Annotated in this window: 1 protein-coding gene; it reads left to right on the top strand. The window is 70.3% G+C overall.

Going from position 1 to position 236, the window contains the following annotated elements; genetic code table 11:
- Positions 1-2: 2 nt before the first annotated feature.
- The coding region (locus tag AC0L2O_RS37545) for a LysR family transcriptional regulator (protein ID WP_473373288.1) at positions 3-236 on the top strand (234 nt) is incomplete at its 3' end.

The following is a 236-nucleotide window of genomic DNA, read 5'->3' as shown; positions in this document are numbered from 1 at the left end:
ACATCGCCACGGTCCAAGCCTTCCTGCTGGTCGCCGACCTCCAGAGCTTTACGCGGACCGCCGAAGCGCTCGGCACGACGCAGGCAGCGGTTAGTCTGAAGCTGCAACGGCTGGAAACGCTGCTCGGCAAGCGCCTCGTCGAGCGCTCGCCGCGCGCAGTCCGGCTCACGGCAGACGGCGCGACCTTCCTCGAGCGCGCCCGCGCCCTGATCGCGGCGCATGATCGCGCGCTGTCG

The organism is Bradyrhizobium sp. Kon10 (assembly GCF_055807395.1).
The sequence above is the reverse complement of the archived record's forward strand: the minus strand, read 5'-3'. Positions and strand labels throughout refer to the sequence as shown.